This window comes from Streptomyces sp. NRRL B-1140, assembly GCF_001280065.1.
Classification (GTDB): Bacteria; Actinomycetota; Actinomycetes; order Streptomycetales; family Streptomycetaceae; genus Streptomyces.
This window is the reverse complement of sequence record NZ_LGEA01000180.1, coordinates 1-480: the sequence shown is the minus strand read 5'-3', so window position 1 is coordinate 480 and position 480 is coordinate 1. Positions and strand designations below refer to the sequence as shown.

General features: G+C 70.8%; 1 protein-coding gene. It reads right to left on the bottom strand.

The features are described from left to right. On the bottom strand, window positions 1–480 hold a 480-nt coding region (locus tag ADK65_RS36560), incomplete at both ends, for an adenosylhomocysteinase (RefSeq protein WP_234353057.1).

The window sequence follows — 480 nt, the reverse complement described above, 5'->3', positions numbered from 1 at the left end:
GGGGACCTTGCCGTCCTTCTCGTACTCCACACCCTTGTGGACCAGGAGGGTGGCGTCGCCGCCGTCGTCCAGGATCATGTTGGGGCCGCCGGTGGGGCTGTCCGGCCAGGTCAGCGCCTGCTCGGTGCACCACCAGTACTCCTGGAGGGTCTCGCCCTTCCAGGCGAAGACCGGTACGCCCCGCGGGTTGTCGGGCGTGCCGTCCGGGCCGACGGCGATGGCGGCGGCCGCGTGGTCCTGGGTGGAGAAGATGTTGCAGGACGCCCAGCGCACCTGCGCGCCCAGGGCGACCAGGGTCTCGATGAGCACGGCGGTCTGCACCGTCATGTGCAGGGAACCGGTGACACGGGCGCCGGCCAGCGGCTGCGCCTCGGCGTACTCCTTGCGGATCGCCATCAGGCCCGGCATCTCGTGCTCGGCGAGGGTGATCTCCTTGCGGCCGAACGCGGCCAGGGACAGGTCGGCGACCTTGAAGTCCTG